This window comes from Bacillus sp. PK3-067 (assembly GCF_056738645.1).
On sequence record NZ_CP096490.1, the window covers coordinates 2,252,946 to 2,270,224 of the forward strand.

The 17,279-nt window shown below is 31.7% G+C and carries 21 protein-coding genes; 14 read left to right on the forward strand and 7 right to left on the reverse strand.

The window, feature by feature from the left end:
- Positions 1 to 125: 125 nt before the first annotated feature.
- The gene (locus M1D73_RS11715) at positions 126 to 638 is read left to right on the forward strand and encodes a GNAT family N-acetyltransferase (protein ID WP_000512619.1); all 513 of its coding nucleotides are present in this window, start codon (positions 126 to 128) and stop codon (positions 636 to 638) included.
- A gap of 22 nt (positions 639 to 660) precedes the next feature.
- Here the strand turns inward: M1D73_RS11715 and M1D73_RS11720 are convergent, their stop codons facing one another.
- Positions 661 to 1,548, reverse strand: a complete 888-nt coding sequence (locus tag M1D73_RS11720; RefSeq protein WP_086402007.1) for a DMT family transporter — start codon at positions 1,546 to 1,548, stop codon at positions 661 to 663.
- Between the two features lie 170 nt (positions 1,549 to 1,718).
- Here M1D73_RS11720 and M1D73_RS11725 point away from each other — a divergent pair, with 170 nt between their 5' ends.
- From M1D73_RS11725 to M1D73_RS11740, 4 genes are all read left to right on the forward strand, one after another.
- The gene (locus M1D73_RS11725) at positions 1,719 to 2,279 is read left to right on the forward strand and encodes a helix-turn-helix domain-containing protein (RefSeq protein ID WP_086402006.1); all 561 of its coding nucleotides are present in this window, start codon (positions 1,719 to 1,721) and stop codon (positions 2,277 to 2,279) included.
- 33 nt (positions 2,280 to 2,312) lie between these two features.
- Positions 2,313 to 3,257, forward strand: coding sequence for a hypothetical protein (locus M1D73_RS11730; RefSeq protein ID WP_086402005.1), 945 nt, complete (start codon positions 2,313 to 2,315; stop codon positions 3,255 to 3,257).
- A gap of 170 nt (positions 3,258 to 3,427) precedes the next feature.
- Positions 3,428 to 3,577, forward strand: coding sequence for an aspartyl-phosphate phosphatase Spo0E family protein (locus tag M1D73_RS11735; RefSeq protein WP_000417698.1), 150 nt, complete (start codon positions 3,428 to 3,430; stop codon positions 3,575 to 3,577).
- A 177-nt stretch (positions 3,578 to 3,754) separates the two neighbouring features.
- On the forward strand, positions 3,755 to 5,146 hold the full coding sequence (locus tag M1D73_RS11740) for a protoporphyrinogen oxidase (protein WP_048538736.1): 1,392 nt from the start codon (positions 3,755 to 3,757) through the stop codon (positions 5,144 to 5,146).
- Between the two features lie 55 nt (positions 5,147 to 5,201).
- Here the strand turns inward: M1D73_RS11740 and M1D73_RS11745 are convergent, their stop codons facing one another.
- The gene (locus M1D73_RS11745; protein ID WP_000275240.1) at positions 5,202 to 5,750 is read right to left on the reverse strand and encodes a hypothetical protein; all 549 of its coding nucleotides are present in this window, start codon (positions 5,748 to 5,750) and stop codon (positions 5,202 to 5,204) included.
- Positions 5,751 to 6,058: 308 nt separating this feature from the next.
- On the opposite strand from M1D73_RS11745, the gene M1D73_RS11750 reads away from it, so the two are divergent.
- A complete protein-coding gene (locus M1D73_RS11750; protein ID WP_000885397.1) occupies positions 6,059 to 6,610 on the forward strand; it encodes a GNAT family N-acetyltransferase in 552 nt (183 codons plus the stop codon).
- Positions 6,611 to 6,653: 43 nt separating this feature from the next.
- On the opposite strand, the gene M1D73_RS11755 is transcribed toward M1D73_RS11750, so the two are convergent.
- Positions 6,654 to 6,839, reverse strand: a complete 186-nt coding sequence (locus M1D73_RS11755; RefSeq protein WP_000286203.1) for a cold-shock protein — start codon at positions 6,837 to 6,839, stop codon at positions 6,654 to 6,656.
- Positions 6,840 to 6,925: 86 nt separating this feature from the next.
- Positions 6,926 to 7,129, reverse strand: coding sequence for a cold-shock protein CspD (gene cspD, locus M1D73_RS11760; protein ID WP_000176366.1), 204 nt, complete (start codon positions 7,127 to 7,129; stop codon positions 6,926 to 6,928).
- A 393-nt stretch (positions 7,130 to 7,522) separates the two neighbouring features.
- Here cspD and M1D73_RS11765 point away from each other — a divergent pair, with 393 nt between their 5' ends.
- From M1D73_RS11765 to M1D73_RS11775, 3 genes are all read left to right on the forward strand, one after another.
- Entirely contained in the window at positions 7,523 to 8,419 is an 897-nt protein-coding gene (locus tag M1D73_RS11765; RefSeq protein WP_088338860.1) for a CPBP family intramembrane glutamic endopeptidase, read from the forward strand.
- On the forward strand, positions 8,419 to 9,078 hold the full coding sequence (locus M1D73_RS11770) for a nucleoside/nucleotide kinase family protein (protein ID WP_481158023.1): 660 nt from the start codon (positions 8,419 to 8,421) through the stop codon (positions 9,076 to 9,078). Before M1D73_RS11765 ends, M1D73_RS11770 begins: the two co-directional genes overlap by 1 nt.
- Before the next feature lie 252 nt (positions 9,079 to 9,330).
- On the forward strand, positions 9,331 to 9,936 hold the full coding sequence (locus M1D73_RS11775; protein ID WP_000846977.1) for a PRK06770 family protein: 606 nt from the start codon (positions 9,331 to 9,333) through the stop codon (positions 9,934 to 9,936).
- 70 nt (positions 9,937 to 10,006) lie between these two features.
- On the opposite strand, the gene M1D73_RS11780 is transcribed toward M1D73_RS11775, so the two are convergent.
- Positions 10,007 to 10,873 carry a LysR family transcriptional regulator gene (locus tag M1D73_RS11780; protein WP_000425899.1) on the reverse strand — a complete coding sequence of 289 codons (867 nt, stop codon included), beginning with the start codon at positions 10,871 to 10,873 and terminating at the stop codon, positions 10,007 to 10,009.
- A gap of 129 nt (positions 10,874 to 11,002) precedes the next feature.
- Here M1D73_RS11780 and M1D73_RS11785 point away from each other — a divergent pair, with 129 nt between their 5' ends.
- Positions 11,003 to 12,046, forward strand: a complete 1,044-nt coding sequence (locus M1D73_RS11785; RefSeq protein WP_000591712.1) for an aspartate-semialdehyde dehydrogenase — start codon at positions 11,003 to 11,005, stop codon at positions 12,044 to 12,046.
- Positions 12,047 to 12,124: 78 nt separating this feature from the next.
- Here M1D73_RS11785 and M1D73_RS11790 read toward each other — a convergent pair whose 3' ends face one another.
- Complete coding sequence (locus M1D73_RS11790) at positions 12,125 to 12,556, reverse strand: hypothetical protein (RefSeq protein ID WP_000093112.1); 432 nt, start codon at positions 12,554 to 12,556, stop codon at positions 12,125 to 12,127.
- A 286-nt stretch (positions 12,557 to 12,842) separates the two neighbouring features.
- On the opposite strand from M1D73_RS11790, the gene M1D73_RS11795 reads away from it, so the two are divergent.
- Both M1D73_RS11795 and M1D73_RS11800 read left to right on the forward strand, forming a co-directional pair.
- A complete protein-coding gene (locus tag M1D73_RS11795; RefSeq protein ID WP_121868315.1) occupies positions 12,843 to 13,967 on the forward strand; it encodes a C45 family autoproteolytic acyltransferase/hydrolase in 1,125 nt (374 codons plus the stop codon).
- 63 nt (positions 13,968 to 14,030) lie between these two features.
- Positions 14,031 to 14,282, forward strand: coding sequence for a hypothetical protein (locus tag M1D73_RS11800; RefSeq protein ID WP_000936604.1), 252 nt, complete (start codon positions 14,031 to 14,033; stop codon positions 14,280 to 14,282).
- Between the two features lie 96 nt (positions 14,283 to 14,378).
- Here M1D73_RS11800 and M1D73_RS11805 read toward each other — a convergent pair whose 3' ends face one another.
- Positions 14,379 to 15,281: a LysR family transcriptional regulator gene (locus M1D73_RS11805; protein ID WP_000612248.1), complete on the reverse strand. Its 903-nt coding sequence runs from the start codon at positions 15,279 to 15,281 to the stop codon at positions 14,379 to 14,381.
- A 156-nt stretch (positions 15,282 to 15,437) separates the two neighbouring features.
- Between M1D73_RS11805 and M1D73_RS11810 the strand changes: the two genes are divergently transcribed.
- A complete protein-coding gene (locus tag M1D73_RS11810) occupies positions 15,438 to 16,127 on the forward strand; it encodes an MOSC domain-containing protein (RefSeq protein ID WP_001262990.1) in 690 nt (229 codons plus the stop codon).
- A gap of 258 nt (positions 16,128 to 16,385) precedes the next feature.
- Positions 16,386 to 17,273 (forward strand): GNAT family N-acetyltransferase, encoded by an 888-nt coding sequence (locus M1D73_RS11815; protein ID WP_000528674.1) that lies wholly within the window; start codon positions 16,386 to 16,388, stop codon positions 17,271 to 17,273.
- The last annotated feature ends 6 nt before the right edge of the window (positions 17,274 to 17,279 follow it).

The window sequence follows — 17,279 nt, forward strand, 5'->3', positions numbered from 1 at the left end:
GAAATTAAGTATTATATCGAAATAATTATGTAAAAATGACATAAATAAATCCGGGCGAGAAGGTCATTCGTGAACGTTTCTAGAATACACACAAATATATTGTTATTTATATGGAGGAGAGAAAGATGGGAATCAACGTTAGAGCAGTAGAAATACAAGATGCTAGAGCAATTCATCGTATATGTATACAGGATGATGTTTTACCGTATATGGTTTTCTTACCTAGCATGCGTGTAGAGGCTATGGAAAATAGAATTCGAAATTTAGCACCAAATCAATTTGAATTTGTTGCAGAATATGATGGAGAAGTTGTTGGGTTTGTAGGTTTAACACAAAGTCCGGGCCGAAGATCTCATTCAGGCGATTTATTCATTGGGGTAGACAGTGAATATCATAATAAAGGAATTGGGAGAGCACTTCTTACGAAGATGCTTGATTTGGCTGATAATTGGTTAATGTTAGAGAGAGTAGAACTAGGTGTGTTAGAAACGAATCCAAAAGCAAAAGCTTTATATGAAAAATTTGGATTTGTAGAAGAGGGAGTAAAGATAGGGAATTTGAAAGCTCATGGAAAGTTTATTAATGAAATTATGATGAGTCGTTTTAGACCGAATGGTTTAATTGTACATAATGAATAGTTAAAAGCATGACAGTATACTGTCATGCTATTTTATTAGAACTTGGCTGCAATAAAAATAATACTAAACCAATAAAAATAACGGTAATTCCTAGTCCTTGTTGTAAAGAAATGGTCTCATGTAATATAAAGTACGCTAGTATACAAGTGCCAATTGTTTCACCTAAAATACTCATTGAAATTACAGTAGCACTTATCCATTTTAATAACCAATTAAAAATGGTTTGTCCTAAAATTGTAGCAATGAAAGCTAATCCAATAAAGCACAACCAAGTTTGTGTAGAGTAATGGATGAAAGATTCTTGTTGCGTGAAAGCAAATATGCCAAGAAAGCTAGCACTACTTCCATAACTAATTACCGAATATGGTATAAGTGACAAATCTTTACGAACGTGTTGGCTAATGAAAAAATAAGCAGTAATGATACCGGCAGCGATAAGTGCTAAAATATCTCCATATAAAGCTTCTCCACTAATTTGGAAATCTTGCCAGCCAATGATGATACTACCTGAAATAGCGATGAGGCAACCAATAACTGCTCCTTTCGTAAATCTCTCCTTAAATAAAAAATAACCACCAATCATTGAGAACAAAGGTTGTAACGTTACGATAACTGTAGAGCTTGCTACAGAAGTATATTGTAATGATTCAAACCATAGTACATAATGTGCAGCTAAAAATAGCCCAGATACGAATCCAAGTGCCCATTGTTTTTTCGTTAAAGTTTTTAGCTCATTTCGACTATTTTTATTAAATAGTAATAACGGTAACAGAATTAGTGTGGCAAAGAATAATCTGTAAAAAGCAATGATTGTCGCAGGAGCATCTGCCAATTTTACAAAAATAGCTGAAGTTGATAAGGCGAATACACCAAAAAATAAGATGCAATATGAAAGAATAGGTGATTTCAAAGTTTGTCCCTCCGATAGAATGTTTATTATAATGAACTTAATACGATATAATGTACAAAGGTAAGTATATAAGTCCCGGAGATAATAGGAAAGGATTATTTGCCTTTGTTTAGTATGTCAGCACAAAGACAATGAAATATGCATTATGATGGATGAAAGGAAGTTTTACTATGATACATGATAGGCTTGGACAAACAGTATTAAGTTATCGTAAGAAAAATAATATGACAATTCGTGAATTCGCTGATTATGCAGGAATTAGTACATCACTAATTAGCCAAATTGAAAGAGGACATGCTAATCCTTCTTTAAATGTTTTGGAGTTAATTGCAAAAGCATTAAATGTACCGCTGTTTACACTTTTTATTAATAATATCGATACAGATTCGCTCATTTCTAAGAAAAAAGATCGAAAAAAAGTATATCGGGAAAACAATGATCACATTGTATATGATGTATTAACACCTGATTTTATGAAAGCACGTATTGAAATGTTAATGATGGATTTAAATAAACGAGCAAACACAACAGAAAGCCATTATTCCCATGAAGATAAGGAAGAGATTGCTGTTATTATGAAAGGGGAAGTGTATGTGGAATTGGAGGGAAAAGAATATTATTTAGAAGAAGGCGATGTTGTACGTATTCCACCGAATGTGAAGCATCGATTTTTGAATAAAAGTGATGAATCGAATCACATTTTATTTGTACTGACACCAACTTTAGGATGAAAATATAGTGATTTTTAATAGGGGAGAAAGAAAATGGAAAAAAGTATTTTGAAAGGCGGTCTTTCAATTATTTCTCAATGTAAAAAAGAAACAAATGATATTTGGCATGCACATTTTGGAGCAGCTGCAATTGCTAGTTATTTTTTTATGAAAGATAATAATATTGATGAAGAAACAGCTCGTAATATGTATTCGCAAACAAGGATGATGCTGAACAAGAAAAAAATTGGTGAGATGATTGATGATAAAAAAGAAATAGATTTTAAAATTGCGGAAAATATGATTATAAAATCTTTAGAACAAACGATTGATGAGCTTCATTGGGTGGGGCATAACGTCATTTATGCGTCATTAAGTTTATTAGCTATGAAAGAGCTACAAAAATGGGGTGATAATCAAGCAATTGAAGGGATTACTACTCTTATTTTATCATTTCGAAAAACAATTCCAGGTAGATCGTGGATTGGTTATACGACGAAAGAAGTAAAACAATTAAGTTTTGAAGAGGAGATACAAAGTGAATTGAGTAATCCAACACAAGTATCTCAGTTCATTTTAAATGAGTTATCGAAATTTAATAGTATTTATCGAGCGGAATCACATCATGATTTAATTGGGCATTTGCTTACATACTCCCACGCAATTAATATAATGTACGATTTAGGACATATAGATATATTTCAACGAGGGATACGTCCGCTGTTAAAACTAGTATACGTACTAAGAGCTAGCCAAAAGCTCAAGCTGAATACGGAAATACCTTTACACTCACCTATAGATCGATTACCTTTAATTCAATCTAAACGTGCAAATATTTTACCAACTGAAAATATATTTTGGATAAAAGACTATAGTGAATTCGATTGGGATTTTGGTCATGTATTTAAATTCTCGTATAGTTATTTTAATCATATACAGAGAGCTCCAAATTATAAAGATATCACATTAGAAAAATTCCGTTATGTTATTCATTCTTAATGAACGTTAATGATCTGTAAAAGGATGTTTAATCTAGTTTCTTTTTTTGTTAGTAGTATATTATTTTTTCAAATATGTAAGATTTTACATGCGTATTTTACTTTTACTAATTATGTAAGTAGGCTATACTGAAATACATACATTTTATTTTTGGAGAGATGTAAAACGACATGGAACTAGCGAAATTGGAAAAAGTAATTGAAATAAAAAAAGAAGAACTTTTATATTTAGTATCGGATTATGGAATTCAACATGAAAAAGTATTGGCATTGAGTCAAGAACTAGACAAATTAATCAATTACTTTATGTTTTTAAAATAAAGAGAACTATGACGGGGTTTGTAAATGTTATAGTTCTTTTTTATTAGGTAATTTGAAAATATATTAAAATATATTGTCTAATTTCTTACAGAATGCGCAACTTGCTAGTCGAATATAAGGACTTTTGGTTATAATAAAAAGGAATTATTAATTGTATCGGTTAGGAGCGCAGCACATATGAAAACAGTTGTTGTTATCGGTGGAGGTATAACGGGACTTTCTACTATGTTTTATTTAGAAAAATTAAAAAAGGATTATAATATCGATTTAAATTTAATTCTTATTGAGAAAGAAGAGTATTTAGGTGGTAAAATCCATAGTGTGGAAGAAAAGGATTTCATTATGGAGTCAGGAGCGGATTCAATCGTTGCTCGTAATGAACACGTTATGCCACTTGTAAAAGATTTAAATTTAGAAAATGAAATGGTATATAATGAAACGGGTATTTCTTACATATATTCTGAAAACATGTTACATCCGATTCCTTCTGATACTATATTTGGGATACCGATGAGCGCCCAGTCGTTGTTTAGCAGTACGCTAGTCTCAACGAAGGGGAAAATCGTAGCTTTAAAAGATTTCATAACGAAAAATAAAGAGTTTACGAAAGATACATCACTTGCTTTATTTTTAGAAAGCTTTTTAGGGAAAGAGTTAGTGGAAAGACAAATTGCTCCTGTGCTTTCAGGTGTATATTCTGGTAAATTGAATGAGCTTACAATGGCATCTACATTACCGTATTTACTGGATTATAAAAATAAGTATGGAAGTATTATTAAAGGTTTTGAAGAGAATAAAAAACAATTTCAATCAGCGGGAAATAAAAAATTCGTATCATTTAAAGGTGGACTATCTACGATAATTAATCGCTTAGAAGAAGTGCTGACTGAAACTGTCGTAAAAAAAGGTGCTATAACGACGGCTGTAAGTAAACAAGAGGATCGATATGAGATTTCTTTTGCAAATCATGAAACAATACAAGCTGATTATGTTGTTTTAGCAGCTCCACATGATATTGCACAAACTTTATTACAGTCTAATGAGTTAAATGAGCAGTTTAATACATTTAAAAACTCATCTCTTATAAGTATTTATTTAGGATTTGACATACTAGATGAACAACTACCAGCTGATGGTACGGGGTTTATTGTAACGGAAAACAGTGATTTACATTGTGATGCTTGTACATGGACAAGTCGAAAGTGGAAACATACATCGGGTAAACAAAAATTATTAGTTAGAATGTTTTATAAGAGTACCAATCCGGTATATGAAACAATCAAGAATTACAGTGAAGAAGAATTAGTACGAGTCGCTTTATATGATATTGAAAAGAGTCTCGGAATTAAAGGTGAACCAGAAGTAGTTGAAGTTACAAATTGGAAAGATTTAATGCCGAAATATCATTTAGAACATAATCAAGCGGTTCAAGCATTACAAGAAAAAATGACGAATCTTTATCCAAATGTATATTTAGCTGGTGCCTCATATTATGGTGTTGGAATTGGTGCGTGTATTGGAAATGGAAAGAATATAGCCAATGAAATAATGGATACATTAAATAAATAATACTGTAGAATAAATAAAAACTGTCCCTTCAGCAAAATGGAGGAACAGTTTTTATTTATTTTATTTGAATGGAAATTGTATTGTTTTTTACATTGTTTTCTTTTATTGTTAATATTATTTCTCCAGACTCTTTAAATGAATACGGTGATAGTTGATAAATATCTTTTATATCAAGTTTTTCTTGTAATTTATTTACCGGTATTGATACGATATTTGGCTTCCATGTTTCTTGTTTTCCTGAAGGATATTCTATAAGTATTACCGGATTTTTTAACTTTATTGTTTTCCAAGAGACGAAATATAGTTGTACTTCTGTATCTTTTTTTAATAATTCTTCGGAGAAATAACCGAATTCGCCTACATTACCGAAAACAGTATAGTTTTGATTTTTTAATTTAATATCTAAATAACTAGGTTGATATGTTACTGCATGATAAGTTCCATATGAAAGTGAGAGTATGGCAGCGATTAAAATACCGATTGAAAATGTCTTAAAGCTATTGCCTTTAAAGCTAGTCATCATGAATGAGTTTGGTGTGAATTTTTTTGCGAATAAAAAAATAAGTAATATGAGTAAGAGGGATAAGCCGATGAATATATACATAGATTTTTACACCTCCATAGCGTAAAATGGATTAACTATATTTTACCATAAATGTATGGGTTAGGGTGGTTGTTTAGAAGGGAAAAATGAAGGAACAAATTCTTTACAGTTCTTGATAATTTAAAATTTGATTTATGGAAATTATAGCGTCATGTTTGAGTCCCAATCAGAAGGTATCCAATTCGTGTATATAGAATAAAGAGGGAATGCGCCATTAGAAATGTTTGACTTATGGAACAATAAGGACTTTACTAATTATACATATTTTTTCTGATATAATGAATGAGTAGAGAGAAAGGAGTGATCCTATGGCATTTCCTATATTAGAAACAGAACGCTTACGTTTAGTTGAAATAGAACAATCTTATTGTCAAAAAATATATGAAATCTTTTCATTGGATGAAGTGACGTGTTATTACGGTATGAATTCTTTTACGGAGTTTGGACAAGCTTCACGTATGATCGAATCTTTTTCAAAAAATTACTTTGAGAAAAAGGCAATACGATGGGGAATTGTGTTAAAAGAAACGAACGTTTTAATAGGAACAATTGGACTAAACAATTTACAATTATGGAGTAAACGATCTGAGATTGGATATGATCTGCATCCTCGTTATTGGGGAAATGGTTACGCTTCGGAAGCAGCTCGAGAAATTATTGATTATGGATTTAAAGATTTAGGTTTGTTTAGAATTGGAGCTATTACATATCCTGAAAATGATACTTCTTGTAGAATGTTATCTAAAATTGGCTTCCAAAAGGAAGGTCTATTGCGTGGATATATTCATCAAGGAAATAAGCAACACGATGCATTATTGTATTCTATAGTACGAACTGATATTGAGAACATAAATTTATAATAAAAAAAACCTCTTAATTAAAAGAGGTTTTTTTTATTATAAATTAACCTAATTTAGGTAATAAACGTTCTCCGCTTTTCATGCTACTTTTACATAAAGGGCATTTAGGCTCTTCTTCAAATGAAAAGTTCTTTCTCATCCATCCTAAACAATCCTCTGATTCACATTCCCAAACAGGGGTTTGTTCTGGTGGTACTTCTGCTACATCGTTCTTTCGATTGCGATACATGTAACCACTCCTTTTATGTAAAAAATTTTAGTTATATATTAAAAAGGTTGTTAACCTTGCTGGTAACAACCTTTTTATTGTTTGAATTATAGCTTTACAACGTTTTTAGCTTGAGGTCCGCGGTTACCTTCTTCAACTTCGAAACTAACTTCTTGACCTTCGTCAAGAGACTTGAAGCCGTCGCCAGTGATAGCTGAGAAGTGAACGAATACATCGTTACCGTCTGCAACTTCGATGAAACCGAAACCTTTTTCGCTGTTAAACCATTTTACTTTACCTGTTAATGTCATGGTAATGCCTCCTAAAAGTAGAAAAATTACAATATGATCGGCCTTATTCGAATGAAAATAAAAGTTCACATATTATCAAAAACCCATAAGGAGTACAAAATGCCCCTGATTGATACTTGATAATATGCAAAGAAAATATAGTGTTAAATTGACCTTAATTACTATCTTACAACAAATGGTTGGAAATAGCAAGTGCTGGTAATACCACTGAGTAATCTGGGTGATAATAGTAAAGGCACAAAGGCACCTCTTTTATTTATATATTATTCCTAATTTGGATTTATGCAAAATCATGTAAGAAAAACTTAGAGTAAATATTAATATTGCATTTTTTTATGGTAAAATATGGTTGTTGACTGGTAGTAGTTAAATATTATAAAAGGAGAAAAGAAAGTGAAAAATAATTCATTTATAATAATTGAAGCAGCAAAAGCAGGGAGAAAAAAGGTGCATCCAGTCTTTGCTGTAATATTAGCCATTATATTTTTGACTTTAGGCGAACTTTTTATGTTATTTATGTTATTTTTACCAAAAGCTGAAACGATATTCATGAAAGGTATTTATGACAATGTTAGAATGGTGTTAACGTTTGGTGGAGCTATATTTATTTTATTTATATGGGTTCGTTTTGTAGAAAAAAGACCTTTTTCATCCATTGGCTTTTGGAAAGAGAAATGGATGAGAAAGTATTTAAAAGGTGCGTTAATAGGGTTTGTATTTATTTCAACGCCAGTTATTCTACTATTATTAATGGGGAGTGTGAAATTGCAAGTACAACATATTACCTCAACAGTAATAGTAGGAATAGTAGGATCTCTAGTTGCATTTTTAATACAAGGGGCAACGGAAGAAATTATTGTACGAGGTTGGTTATTCCCGGTTCTTTCTGTTAGAAGTCGTATATGGGTTGGGATTGTTGTGACGTCTTTCTTATTTGGTTTTCTTCATTTACTTAATCCAGGTATTACAATTCTTTCAATATCGAATATAATATTAGTTGGTGTATTTGCAGCTTTTTACGTTTTAAAAGACAGTAGTCTGTGGGGGATTTGCGCATGGCATTCCATTTGGAATTGGGCACAATATAACGTCTACGGTTTTGCAGTTAGCGGGATGACCATATATTCAACTCCGCTATTTAAACCTGCAACAAATGGCCCTGAATTCCTTCATGGAGGCACGTTCGGAATTGAAGGTAGTATCATTACAACAATCATGCTCACTATCGCTTCAATTGTTTTATGGAGAAAGTTATGGGGAAGAAAAGCGAAACAACGAAATTTTAGTTAATGAAAGAGGGGGAAACTATGGGGATAATAGCATTTGAGGGAGCAAGCGCTGTTGGTAAAAGTACCACGTGCCGTGAATTAGAAAAGAATTATGGTGCTTATATAATACCTGAAGTGAATTCTTTATTTGAAAGGCCAAAAAATGAACATAGAACATGGTATTTTGAAAAACAAGTTGAGCGCTGGAATATAGCTGTTCAGAAGTCAGAGCAATATGAATTAGTAATACTCGATGGGGATATATATCAACCACTTAGTTATAATTGGTGCTTTCATTTTGGTATATTTAATCAGCCATTATCTTTAATAGAAAATTTTTATAAAGAAAATATGATAAATAGGGAAATTGGTTTTCCGGATCAATATTTTTATTTATATACGAACGATGAAGAACTTAGAAAGCGGAAAGTATCTGATGAGACGAAAAGAAGAAGAAACTTTGAAAAACATTTACATATATCAAAATCGTTTCAGCGTTATTATGAAAATTTAAATACTGTTACAGATGGGTATTGTAAATTAATTGAGGCGAAAAGTGTAAGAAATAATGAATTAGAAATAGTGAGAAACTCAAAAAATTTGAATGTGTGTGAAGAAAGACGTTTTGATGTTTCGAAGTTAGATGCTATTACGAAGTGGTTAAAAGAAAATCGTGCATAAAGTAAAAACAACGAGTGTTGTAGAACGCGCTCGTTGTTTTTTTGTTTCTTTATAAATATAAAGGAAAAATTTGTAGAATATTTTCATTATTTAACAGAATAATCTTTCAATTATAAAGAAAAAGAAATACAATATGAGGAAGTATATATAAATAATATGATAGGGGATGCGATATTTTGAATGAAGTAACAGTTTTTATATAAGAAATAATTAGGCAGACAGAACAGAGATATTTGGGAGGAAACAAGCGAGATGAAAACATTTTTGAAAATAATAGGTGTTATAGCTGGTATGGCGGTAATCGGAGTGGGTTTAACATATGGTATGCTGCATTATTTAAATAATAGTAAACCAGCTGCGAAAAAGGCATCACCAGCTGCTCCAGCAGTAGAAGTATTAGCTGATAGTAACGTAAAAGCAGAAGATGCAAAGATTTTAGAAAATGGCAATTATTCATTGCCAAATAGTGGTTTTAATAAAAATTTTAAATGGACAGATGAGAACATACAGACAGCATTACATGAAATGGCACATCAAAAAGCGAAAGCTGATCAAAAGTGGGGCTATATTTTTATTACACAAGAGCGGATTGAAAGCTTAATTGATATTGTAAAGAGTAATGATCTTGTGCAGGGAAGTACATATGTAGAAATTTTAGAACGATGGAAACAAGGGAAATATGAAAAGGTTGATGGGGATCACAATAAGATTTGGAAATTACAAAGTGGGAATTTAGGAGAAGGAAAAGGAGTAATGTCGGAAGCTGAGCAAAAAGAATTAATTAATCAATTGTTTATGAACAAAGGTACATATTCAGGTAGTAAATTAATTGCAGGTGGGGGACAGACTAATAAATAGTATACTAATTAATGAAAGAGAGTAATTGCTTATTAGGCAATTACTCTTTTTATATGTACGTCTTAATATTTTAGTCTCGTTCAAGTAAGGAAAGAAACGACTGTAACACCGGGGAAATCCATCTAGATTTATGATAGATTACATGACTTTGAATAACTGTTGGAGTTTCGATAGGCTGAAAACATAGTTGTTCTTTTTGACAACTTTCTTGTACAACGATATAAGGAAGAATTGAAATGCCTAACTCACACATAACGGATTGTTTAATGACTTCAACATTGGAAGTTTCAAATGTTTTAGCTGGAATATTTCCGCTTTGACGTAAAAAACGATCTACCATTGTCCTATAGCCGCAGCTTTGTTCTGTAAAAATGAACTGGGTTTCCTGTAATAACTGGAATGGATTTGTATGTGCAGCGGAATAAGCTGGTAAAATCCATCCAAATGTTTCATTACTAAAAGTACGCGTAATAAAATCATTATGTTCTATACTTTCTCCAATTATGAAGACAACGTCTGTTTCTCCTTCACGTAATTTTTGTAATGCTTGTTCATTTGTGTTCGTTTCAAGTACGATATTTACTTTCGGATTTTTCTGTTTGTAAGTACGTAATAATTGTGGTAATCGGTATACCGCTAATGATTCATTAGATGTAATACTTAATGTACCTTCTAAATAATCTGTATTTTGGGGGATTTCTTGCGCTTTTTCATATATTGAAAGTAATTCTAATGCATAAGGATGAAATTGATGACCGGCTTTTGTAAGTAGCACTTTTTTCCCTAACCGATCGAAAAGAGGAATATGTAAATCGTTCTCTAAAGCTTTCATATGTGCTGTAACAGTAGATTGCGCATAACCTAGTGCGTGCGCAGCTTTAGAAAAATTACCATACTTCACAATGGCGCAAAATGTTTTAACATGTCTCATTTCCATAAGCGATCCCTCTTTTATTATCATGATTTGTGAATGATTATATCATGTATTTTAATTTTCCAAATGATTAAATTCTGTATAAAATGAAATTGTAGAAATATTCATTCAGGTGATATTGGAGGAGAAAAGATGATCAAAAAGGGCTATCATGTAGCTGTTGTTGGGGCTACAGGTGCGGTAGGGCAAAAAATTATTGAACTGTTAGAGAATGAAATGAAGTTTAATATAGTTGAAGTTACATTGCTTTCGTCAAAACGATCCGCTGGTAAGAAAGTAAGATTCAAAGGACGAGAGATAATTATACAAGAGGCAAAAACAACTAGCTTTGAAGGTGTAGATATTGCCTTTTTTAGCGCTGGGGGAGAAGTATCTAGACAATTTGTAACTCATGCAGTTTCTAGTGGTGCGATTGTAATTGATAACACAAGTGAGTACCGAATGGCACAAGGTGTACCGCTCGTTGTTCCGGAAGTGAATGCGCACACTTTAAAACAGCATAAAGGTATCATTGCAGTTCCAAATTGTTCAGCACTACAGATGGTAACAGCACTTCAGCCGATTCGAAAATCATTTGGTTTAGAAAGAATTATCGTTTCAACATATCAAGCTGTATCGGGTTCTGGCATTCATGCGATTCATGAATTACGAGAGCAGGCTAAGTCTATACTTGCAGGTGAAGAAGTGAAGAGTGATATATTACCGGTGAAAAATGATAAAAAACATTATCCAATAGCATTTAATGTACTGCCTCAAGTAGATATATTTACAGACAATGATTTTACTTTTGAAGAAGTCAAAATGATTCAAGAAACGAAGAAAATATTAGAAGATGAAAACTTGAAAATGGCAGCTACTTGTGTACGTGTTCCAGTTGTATCGGGGCATTCAGAATCGGTTTATATAGAACTGGAAAAAGAAGCAAGCGTTGCGGAAATCAAGGGAATACTAATGGATGCACCAGGTGTTATTTTGCAGGATAACCCTAGTGAACAGCTGTATCCAATGCCATTATATGCAGAAGGGAAAATAGATACATTTGTCGGAAGAATACGTAAAGATCCTGATACGCCAAACGGATTCCACCTCTGGATTGTTTCCGATAACCTATTAAAAGGTGCGGCTTGGAATTCAGTTCAAATTGCAGAGACTTTAGTGGAAAAGGGGATACTTTAATATAGTTTAAAAAACTGGGGAATCGTTAATGACTCCCCAGTTTGTATTTCATAATTGTTTTCTTTATTTCGGCCGACTTTAATTAAAATTAGTCGTTATTGAATTTTTATAAATGTCTACTTTATGTGCAGTGAAGCGTAAGGTTTTTGATTCTGCATGAATTGTAAGATTAATAATAATCGATAACGGCATTTCGACCGTTTTCACAATATCTTCTATAGCAATATACTCATTTTTTGCTTCCTTATAATAAACAACAGAACGAATTACGGCCTCGTCACCTTCAATATCAATTTCACACATCATAGGGAATTTTTCACCATTATGTAAGAATAATTCGCCTAGTACGATTGAACCGTTTAATTCTTCTGTAAAATTAGTAGTTGCCGCTGGTTTTACCCATGTTTCGTCATGTTCTTCGTTTTCCTCTTCATCTATTCCCCATTCCCAAATGGGGTTTTGTTTTAGGTCCTCAATAGTTAATTTATCAATTGGTTTGCAACTACTCATACATAAATTCTCCTTTTATTTTGATAAATAAGTTTTTTGATTTCATGAATTAGATGATTGCTTATAAGTGGGTTTAACAAAGTATTTTGCTCATTTGATATCCAAACTACTTTATTTTGAAATAAAGCTATTACAGCAATATTAACAAAACTTTAATTGTCTAGTAAATAATTATTAGTGGAGATATTAAAATGGAATGGTGTTAAAGAAAGATAGTAAAAAACATCAAGGATGAATGAAATCCATTTGGTACGATATGGATATATCCAATGTGAGGGGGAGTTTGATGTATCAAGTAAAGGGGTATTTTTCATCATTAAAAGGAAGTTATTATGAGATTGGAAAGCAACAAGGGGAATTCGTGAAACAAAATCCGTATCTCATCCCGCAATTTATACACGAAGAAAATGTAATATCGAATAACCATTGGACAGAATCGAGAAATATACTAAACAAACATTGTCCAGGCATAAATGAAGAAATTGAGGGGTTTTGTGAAGTGTTAAAAATTCCTTCAAAAAATATGATGTATTACTATCAAACACTATTGAAAGCAGGTTGTAGTCATTGTGCAGTATTACCTAAAAAGACCGATTTAGAGCACACATATGTATTAAGGAATTATGATTTGTCACCAGTAATAGATGATATGCGTTTTTGTTCAACTCATGTTGAAGGTGCGTATGCACATAGTGGCTTTTCTACTCAATATTTTGGCCGAACGGAAGGGATAAACGAGCATGGATTAGCTGTTACATTTTCAGCATGTGGTCAACCAGTAGGAAATATTGCAGGTTTAAGAAAGCCAATGGTGAGTGGTTTACAATGTTTTGCGGTAATTCGATTGTTGTTGGAGAAATGTAAAAATGTGCAGGAAGCTAAGTTACTAATAGAAGAAATCCCAATTGCTAGTAATATTAATTTAATAATAGCTGATCCTTTAAATGCAGCATATATTGAAATATTTGACGGTCATAAATCCACAAGAATGATTGATGATGAAAAACAAGCTTTTATTGTATCAACAAACCATGCAGTTAGTTCATCAATTCAGAAATTAAATAATAGGAAATTAGAACAATCAACAAAGAGATATTACCTTTTACATGAGCATTTAAATAGATGTGAACAAGTAAGCATAGAGTCTTTAAAAAAGTTAGTAGAAGAAGAATATCCTGCTGGACTTACTGTGCATAACTATGAAGAATGGTTTGGAACTTTACATTCTGTATTATTCGATTTACATGATCGTACAATGAAGATTTGTTTCGGATCACCACTTTTAAACGACTGGTATTCATTGAAAGTTGGAGGAAGTATGCCGTTTTCTGAGGTGAACGTGAACTTTAAAAATAAAACTTATACTGACTTTTGGAAGGAAGATAAGAATGAATTGATACCTAAAAGATAAATGGGATAAGATGGTGATGTAAAGAGTGCATTTATACTGGAGGGATTATCAATACTAAAGGTTATGTTACCATTTGTTCTTATCTTTTTTCTTGTCATTGCGATGTATATTGCTTATCAAAAGAGAAAAAAGTCTGGGATAAAAGGATTGAAAAGTGCGGTAACTTCTATTTGCTTCTTTTCACTTGCAATCTTAAATATGTTTGCATATTGGTTTCATTTTGGCGGTGCTTTTACTTGGTTATTTTCAATTGTATTATTGCTAGTTGGTGCATATTTTACTAAATATATTCCAATATCTAAAAAGGTACATTAAAGTTTATAAGAGTTAAATATAATGTTTACTTTGTTTTGAAAAGAGATTATTCTACTAAATTGTTGTGAAACGGTTTCATAGGATAATCTCTTTTGTTTAGTTTTGGAAAGAACGTACTGTGATTTTTAGTTGCTCAATAAATTCTCGAGTTGCAGCACACATATATTTATCTTTTCTATAAATTAGCCCTATTTCAATTATTGGAGTAGGGTTTTCTATTTTAATAGCTTGAATGTTTTTATTTTGTAAAAAGTCTATATATGGTTTGGGTAACACTGTAATTCCCATTCCTTTGGAAACCATTTGGATTAAAGATTCCATCGTACTAATTTCTAAAATTGGCCTTGGTTTAAAGTTTAACTTTTGACAATGAGATGTAATTAGTTCGGTTAAAAAGAAATTTTTAGGTAAAAGAATTAAAGGGTAGTTCTGTAATTCAGCAATAGATACATGATTACGTTCAGCTAATCGATGACCAGTGGGCACGACCAATGTAAGATCGCTTTTGTATAGAGGGATGGAGATAATCTCTTTATCTTGCACCGGGAGAAATGTAATTCCAATATCTAGTTCGTTTTGTAATAATTTTTCACGAATATCTCCTGTACGAAGCCCTAATACAGAAAGCTCTATATTAGGATATAAATTATTAAAATTTAAAATAGCTGGTGGTAGTAAATAATTTACGACGGTTAACAAAGCCCCTATTGTTAAGGAACCTTGCTGTAATCCGTTTAGGTCTTGAATAGCTGAACGAGCTTGTTCGACTTCATGAAAAATGGTTTTACTATGTGATAATAAAACCTTCCCTGCTTCAGTTAAAGATATTTTTTTACCAATTCGATCGAAAAGTGGCATTCCTACTTCATGCTCTAATGCACGTATTTGTTGACTTAGTGAAGGCTGTGAAATATTTAATTTCTCAGCTGCTTTTGTGAAATGTAATTCTTTTGAAACAGCTAAAAAGTATTCAAGTTGTCGTAATTCGATTGGAATCACCTCAAGTATAATAATAGGTTATACCTATCATTATTATATAAATAATTGAATTGAACAATGATTTTAGAGGTTTTATAATCATCTTTATATAACAGAGAGGTTTGTAAAAATCAATCGAGAGAAAATACATGTAACACCTTTAAAGGAGGAAATAGAATGGCTAATGAATATCAATTATTATCTTTAAATATAGGATTACCAAAAGAGGTTACATACGGCGGAAAAGTAATTCATACAGGCATAAATAAGAAACAAGTAAAGGAACCGGTATATTTATCCTTTGTAAAATTTAATGGGGATGGACAAGCTGACTTAGTTCATCATGGAGGAGTAGATAAAGCAGTTTGTGTTTATACTGGTGATCACTATCCATATTGGGAAAAAGAATTGAATCAAGATTTTGTATATGGGGCTTTCGGAGAAAATATAACAGTTAGTGGTATGCGCGAAGAGGATGTTTGTATTGGTGATACGTTTGAGCTAGGACAGGCAATCGTACAGGTAACACAACCAAGGCAACCTTGTTTTAAATTAGCAAAAAAATATAATATTCCAAAGTTACCACTATATTTTCAAGAAACAGGATATACAGGATTTTATTTTCGTGTATTAAAAGAAGGATGGGTATCATCAGTCGATACCTTAAAAAAACTACAGTCTGATCCAAAAGGTGTTTCAGTAGCGTTTGCTAATCGTATCATGCATAAGGAAAAACAAAATATTGAAGGGGTAAAAAGGATATTAGAAGTAAATGCACTTTCATGTAGTTGGAGAAAGTCTTTTGAAAAGCGTATAAGTGGAGAAGAAATTAATACGAAGGAAAGACTTGAAGGAATAAAAGACTAAAAATATTTTATTATAAATAGTGTATTTCTATTAGTAAAAGCTAATTAGAAAGCGCTATTTTTGTATAATAAACTAATTAATATCCAAAAATCTTAATATCGTTTTATTCGACTTATTTTCAAATAGTCAAAACATAAAATTAATTAGACTTTTTTTTTATGTTTTGTGATAGTATATTGATTGGTAAGACCTCTATTTTTAAGAGTAGGTCATATAAGTATATCTAATTTAATGGAATTTAACATTTGGAGGTACAACATGGGGAATGTTGAAAAATTGGCAAGTCTTCTAATAGAAGAACCGAAAAGAGAGCAGTTATTTCCTTTATTTGAAGAAGTGTTTGGAATTACAACTCAAACATTGAATGATTTTTCGGATAAAGGATATTGGGATGATACATATAAAGCTTTATCATTTTTACAAGAAGATAAAGTGATTGCAAATGTTGCGGCATTTTCACTCCCATTATTAATTAATGGTGAAAAAATAAATGCAGCGGGTATTCAATCAGTAATGACACACCCTAATTTTCGTAGACAAGGCTTAATGACACAATTAATGGGTAAAATGATAGAAGAAATCGATAAGAAATGTGAATGTGCATTATTGTTTACGGAAAACCCTGAACTATATACAGCATTTGGATTTAAAGTTGTGCAGGAATATTTGATGACTATACCATATGATAAAAATATTAATAATAACGATTCACTACTTAAAAAGTTAGATTACTATAATATAGAGAATAGACAGTTAATACATGAAACTATTGATAGTAGCCAAAGACTTTCAAATAGTTTTTCAACTTTAAACTTCCATCCTTCATTTTATTTGAATATGTATGATTCGGAATGGAATGAGAAATTGTATTATTCAGAGAAACTAGATGCTCTAATCGTTTATGAAGTAGAAAATGAAAAGTTAAAATTATTTGGAGTATTTGCGCCAGTACTTCCGGTTTTAGATGAATTATGTGGAGAAATCAATGAAAGGTTTACGGAAATCGAATTTTATTTTTCTCCGGATCAATTAGGGGTTGAGGAAGTACAGTTTACAGAAGTACAGTCTAGCAAGTATTTAATGGTTCGAAGTGATAAAGAGTTAGATTTTAAAGGTTATAAATTCCCAGTATTAGCGGAGTTTTAAATGTCT

Excerpts from the sequence above, each read along its gene's own strand:
- M1D73_RS11715 (WP_000512619.1), top strand. The coding sequence starts at position 126 with ATGGGAATCAACGTTAGAGCAGTAGAAATACAAGATGCTAGAGCAATT.
- M1D73_RS11725 (WP_086402006.1), top strand. The coding sequence starts at position 1,719 with ATGATACATGATAGGCTTGGACAAACAGTATTAAGTTATCGTAAGAAA.
- M1D73_RS11730 (WP_086402005.1), top strand. The coding sequence starts at position 2,313 with ATGGAAAAAAGTATTTTGAAAGGCGGTCTTTCAATTATTTCTCAATGT.
- M1D73_RS11735 (WP_000417698.1), top strand. The coding sequence starts at position 3,428 with ATGGAACTAGCGAAATTGGAAAAAGTAATTGAAATAAAAAAAGAAGAA.
- M1D73_RS11740 (WP_048538736.1), top strand. The coding sequence starts at position 3,755 with ATGAAAACAGTTGTTGTTATCGGTGGAGGTATAACGGGACTTTCTACT.
- M1D73_RS11745 (WP_000275240.1), bottom strand. The coding sequence starts at position 5,750 with ATGTATATATTCATCGGCTTATCCCTCTTACTCATATTACTTATTTTT.
- M1D73_RS11750 (WP_000885397.1), top strand. The coding sequence starts at position 6,059 with ATGGCATTTCCTATATTAGAAACAGAACGCTTACGTTTAGTTGAAATA.
- M1D73_RS11755 (WP_000286203.1), bottom strand. The coding sequence starts at position 6,839 with ATGTATCGCAATCGAAAGAACGATGTAGCAGAAGTACCACCAGAACAA.
- cspD (WP_000176366.1), bottom strand. The coding sequence starts at position 7,129 with ATGACATTAACAGGTAAAGTAAAATGGTTTAACAGCGAAAAAGGTTTC.
- M1D73_RS11770 (WP_481158023.1), top strand. The coding sequence starts at position 8,419 with ATGAAAGAGGGGGAAACTATGGGGATAATAGCATTTGAGGGAGCAAGC.
- M1D73_RS11775 (WP_000846977.1), top strand. The coding sequence starts at position 9,331 with ATGAAAACATTTTTGAAAATAATAGGTGTTATAGCTGGTATGGCGGTA.
- M1D73_RS11780 (WP_000425899.1), bottom strand. The coding sequence starts at position 10,873 with ATGGAAATGAGACATGTTAAAACATTTTGCGCCATTGTGAAGTATGGT.
- M1D73_RS11785 (WP_000591712.1), top strand. The coding sequence starts at position 11,003 with ATGATCAAAAAGGGCTATCATGTAGCTGTTGTTGGGGCTACAGGTGCG.
- M1D73_RS11790 (WP_000093112.1), bottom strand. The coding sequence starts at position 12,556 with ATGAGTAGTTGCAAACCAATTGATAAATTAACTATTGAGGACCTAAAA.
- M1D73_RS11795 (WP_121868315.1), top strand. The coding sequence starts at position 12,843 with ATGTATCAAGTAAAGGGGTATTTTTCATCATTAAAAGGAAGTTATTAT.
- M1D73_RS11800 (WP_000936604.1), top strand. The coding sequence starts at position 14,031 with ATGTTACCATTTGTTCTTATCTTTTTTCTTGTCATTGCGATGTATATT.
- M1D73_RS11810 (WP_001262990.1), top strand. The coding sequence starts at position 15,438 with ATGGCTAATGAATATCAATTATTATCTTTAAATATAGGATTACCAAAA.
- M1D73_RS11815 (WP_000528674.1), top strand. The coding sequence starts at position 16,386 with ATGGGGAATGTTGAAAAATTGGCAAGTCTTCTAATAGAAGAACCGAAA.